This is a genomic window from Streptomyces sp. NRRL F-6676 (genome assembly GCF_000725625.1).
In the GTDB taxonomy this organism is placed as follows: Bacteria; Actinomycetota; Actinomycetes; order Streptomycetales; family Streptomycetaceae; genus Streptomyces.
The window spans coordinates 1-4,024 of the sequence record NZ_JOHS01000106.1 but is presented as its reverse complement, the minus strand read 5'-3'; the positions used below and the strand labels follow the sequence as shown (position 1 = coordinate 4,024).

At 74.3% G+C, this 4,024-nt stretch carries 3 protein-coding genes; 2 read left to right on the top strand and 1 reads right to left on the bottom strand.

Going from position 1 to position 4,024, the window contains the following annotated elements; all coding sequences use genetic code 11:
• On the bottom strand, positions 1–296 hold a 296-nt coding region (locus tag IO29_RS37360), incomplete at its 3' end, for a sirohydrochlorin chelatase (protein WP_199808935.1).
• 489 nt (positions 297–785) lie between these two features.
• Between IO29_RS37360 and IO29_RS31095 the strand changes: the two genes are divergently transcribed.
• On the top strand, positions 786–1,493 hold the full coding sequence (locus IO29_RS31095) for a SanA/YdcF family protein (RefSeq protein WP_030383495.1): 708 nt from the start codon (positions 786–788) through the stop codon (positions 1,491–1,493).
• 112 nt (positions 1,494–1,605) lie between these two features.
• On the top strand, positions 1,606–3,729 hold the full coding sequence (locus IO29_RS31090) for a molybdopterin oxidoreductase family protein (RefSeq protein WP_030383494.1): 2,124 nt from the start codon (positions 1,606–1,608) through the stop codon (positions 3,727–3,729).
• Positions 3,730–4,024: the final 295 nt, after the last annotated feature.

Sequence of the window (4,024 nt, the reverse complement as noted above, 5' to 3'; positions counted from 1 at the left end):
CGTGTCTGGTGGGCGGCGGTGGGGATGTCGTGGGTGACGTGGTGGCCGCGGCTGAGGAGGAGGGGGACGAGGACGGCGGGGGTGGTGGGCGTGGTGGGCGTGGTGGGTGTGGTGGTTCGGGCGTCGAGGGTGGCGAGGGTTTCGGGGAGGAGGGGGGCGTTGAGTTCGATGTGGCCGAGGTGGACGGGGAGGTGGGGGCGGAGGGTACGGACGTGGTTGAGCAAGGCGTGGACGGTAGGGAGGGTGCGGGGGTCGCGGCTGCCGTGGGCTACGAGGACGAGGGTCACGTTTTTCAGGGTGGTGGGGGGAGGTTGCGGGGCCGTTGCGTGGGGGTCACGGGGGTTTGCGGGGGGCTCACGGGGTGGGGTGCGGTGCGGTGAGCGGTTCTCGTGCTTTTCTCGCCCCCGCCGCCCCTACCCTTCCCGTCCTTGACAAGGGGCTCCGCCCCTTGCACCCCAGGGGGTGGTGGGCGGGGCAGTTCGGTGGCTGACCGCCGGTGGGGGTGCTTCGCGCAGTTCCCCGCGCCCCTAAAAGCAGTGGGGCGCCCCCTGGCTTTCAGGGGCGCGGGGAACTGCGCGAGAAGTCCCCACCCACCCGCACCCGACAACGCACCCCACGGGGTCCAAGGGGCGGGGCCCCTTGAAGGGACGGGAAGGGTAGGGGCGGCGGGGGCGAGACACACATTCCTGAACCACCGCCGCACCCCCCGCGTCCTCCCCCACGAACGCACGAGCGCACGAACGCACGAACACCCGTCGCCACCCGCCCCCGGAGGAACCCCGCCCATGCGCCTGCCCCGTCCGCGCATACGCCGCCGCATCCTCCGCCTGCCCCACCTCCCCCGCACCCGCCGGTCCCAGCGCCGCGCGCTCCAGGCCACCGTCGCCCTCTGCGCCCTCGCCCTCACCCCCGCCGCCTGGCTGTTCACCACCACCGACGGCCACCTCCGCACCCCGCGCACCGCCCCCCGCACCGACGTCGCCGTCGTCTTCGGCGCCGGCCTCTGGGACGGCGAACCCTCCCCGTACCTCGCCCACCGCCTCGACACCGCCGCCAGCCTCTACCACGCCGGCCGCGTCAAGGTCGTCCTCGTCACCGGCGACAACAGCCGCGACGACTACGACGAGCCGGACGCGATGCGCGCGTACCTGAAGAAGCACGGCGTCCCCGCCACCCGCATCGTCGAGGACTACGCCGGCTTCGACACCTGGGACTCCTGCGTCCGCGCGAAGAAGATCTTCGGCGTGGACCGGGCCGTCCTCGTCAGCCAGGGCTTCCACATCCGCCGTGCGGTGGCCCTGTGCCGGGCGGCCGGGATCGAGTCGTACGGCGTCGCGGCGGCGGGCGACGCACACGACGTGACCTGGTACTACGGCGCCACCCGCGAGGTGTTCGCGGCGGCCAAGGCCGCCCTGGACGCCGCCTTCGAGCCGGACCCGCACTTCCTCGGCCCGAAGGAGCCGGGGGTGGGCCGGGCACTGGCGGCGGACTGACGGGAAGGGGGCACCCCCTCACGCCCGCCCCCGCCCCGCCGGGAGCCCCCCGTGCCGTCCGCGTAACGACGGACGCCCCACCGCGTAACACGTCCCGCGCACGCTGAACGGCATGCACACCACCGTCACCCCCACGCACTGCCCCTACTGCTCCCTACAGTGCGGGATGAACCTCGTCCCGGCGGCCGACGGCGGGGTCGAGGTGGCCGAGCGCGCCGGCTTCCCGGTGAACCGGGGCGCGCTGTGCGCCAAGGGCCGCACGGCACCGGCGCTGCTGTCGTCCGCCGTACGGCTCACCTCCCCGCTGGTGCGCCGCGACGGCGTACTGGAGCCCGGCACCTGGGACGAGGCGCTCGACCGGATCGCGGACGCGCTCGCGGGGGCGCGCACGGCGCACGGGGCGGACTCCGTCGGTGTGTTCGGCGGTGGCGGGCTGACCAACGAGAAGGCGTACGCGCTGGGCAAGTTCGCCCGCGTCGTGCTCGGCACCTCGCAGATCGACTACAACGGGCGGTTCTGCATGTCGTCCGCGGCGGCGGCCGGGACGCGGGCGTTCGGGCTGGACCGGGGGCTGCCGTTCCCGCTGGAGGACATCCCGCGGACCGGGTGCGTGATCCTCGTCGGCTCCAACCCCGCCGAGACGATGCCGCCGGCGCTGCGCTACTTCACCGAACTGCGCGAGAACGGCGGCACGTTGATCGTCGTCGACCCGCGCCGCACCCGTACCGCCGAGCAGGCCGATCTGCATCTGGCGCCCCGCCCCGGCACCGATCTCGCGCTCGCGCTCGGCCTGTTGCACCTGGTCGTCGCCGAGGGCCGCACGGACGAGGAGTACATCCGGGAGCGAACGAGCGGCTGGGAGGAGGCGCGGGCGGCGGCGATGGCGCACTGGCCGGAGTACGTGGAGCGGATCACCGGCGTGCCGGTGCCCCGACTACGGGAGGCTGTGCGGCTGTTCTGCGCACCCGAGGCCGCGATGGTGCTCACCGCGCGGGGGCCCGAGCAGCAGTCCAAGGGCACGGACACGGTGGGCGCGTGGATCAACCTGACGCTGGCGACGGGGCGGGCGGGCCGGCCGCTGTCCGGGTACGGGTGCCTGACCGGGCAGGGCAACGGGCAGGGCGGGCGCGAACACGGCCAGAAGGCGGACCAGTTGCCCGGCTACCGCAAGCTCACCGACCCCGCCGCGCGGCGGCACGTGGCGGGGGTGTGGGGCGTGGACCCGGACTCCCTGCCGGGGCCAGGCCGCAGCGCCTACGAGCTCCTCGACGCGCTCGGTACGGACGTCCGGGCGCTGCTGGTGATGGGGTCCAACCCGGTGGTGTCCGCGCCGCGCGCCGCGCATGTGGAGGAGCGGCTGCGGTCGCTGGACTTCCTCGCGGTGGCGGACGTCGTGCTGTCGGAGACGGCCCGGCTGGCGGACGTCGTACTGCCGGTGACGCAGTGGGCGGAGGAGACGGGGACGACGACCAGTCTGGAGGGGCGGGTGCTGCTACGCCGGCGTGCGCTGTCCGCGCCGGACGGGGTCCGCAGCGATCTGGAGGTGCTGCACGGGCTGGCCGGGCGGCTCGGTGTGGAGAAGGGGTTTCCGGTCGATCCGGAGGAGGTGTTCGAGGAGTTGCGGCGGGCCAGCGCGGGGGGTCCGGCGGACTACTCGGGGATCAGTTACCGGCGGTTGGCGGAGGGGGACGGGGACCGGACCGGGGCTGAGGCCGGGGCCGGGGTGTTCTGGCCCTGTCCGGCGGTGGAGGGGGCGGGCGAGGACGGCCGTCCGCATCCCGGTTCGCCCCGGTTGTTCCTGGAGCGGTTCGCCACGGAGGACGGGCGGGCGCGGTTCGCGGCCGTGTCGCACCGGGCGGCCGGGGAGGAGACGGACGCGGAGTATCCGGTGCTGCTGACCACCGGGCGGGTGCTCGCGCAGTACCAGTCGGGGGCGCAGACGCGGCGGGTGGCGGAGTTGAACGCGGCGGCGCCGGGGGCGTTCGCGGAGATGCATCCTCGGCTGGCCGAGCGGGTGGGGGTCGTTGACGGGGAGGAGGTGGCGGTGGTGTCGCGGCGGGGGCGGGTGGTGGTGCCGGTGCGGGTCTTCGCGGGGATTCGGGTGGATACGGTGTTCATGCCGTTCCACTGGGCGGGGGCGGGGAGGGTCAACGAGTTGACGAACCCCGTGCTCGACCCGGTGTCGGGGATGCCGGAGTTCAAGGTGTGCGCGGTGCGGGTGGAGGTTGTGCGGTGAGGTTTCCGCCCCCGCCGCCCCTGCCCTTCCCGTCCTCTCAAGGGGCTCCGCCCCTTTGACCCCGCAGAACTCGGGTGGACGGGGTCGAGTGGAAAGTGCGGGTGGGGGTGGGGAGTGCTCGCGCCCGCGCGGCGGAGCCGCAGATCGAACACAGCCCCGCGCCCTCAAAGGCCGGGGCGCCCCTAGCTCGGTGTCGCCTCCGTTGTGTGGGTCATGAAGGACGCGCTGGCCGCGCTGTCCGCGGGTGGGGTGAAGGTCGGGGATGCGGAGTGCGGGGTTTCGGTGGGGGTGGGGG

What these genes read in the sequence shown, in the direction of transcription:
- IO29_RS31095 (WP_030383495.1), top strand. Translation starts at nt 786, where the DNA reads ATGCGCCTGCCCCGTCCGCGCATACGCCGCCGCATCCTCCGCCTGCCC.
- IO29_RS31090 (WP_030383494.1), top strand. Translation starts at nt 1,606, where the DNA reads ATGCACACCACCGTCACCCCCACGCACTGCCCCTACTGCTCCCTACAG.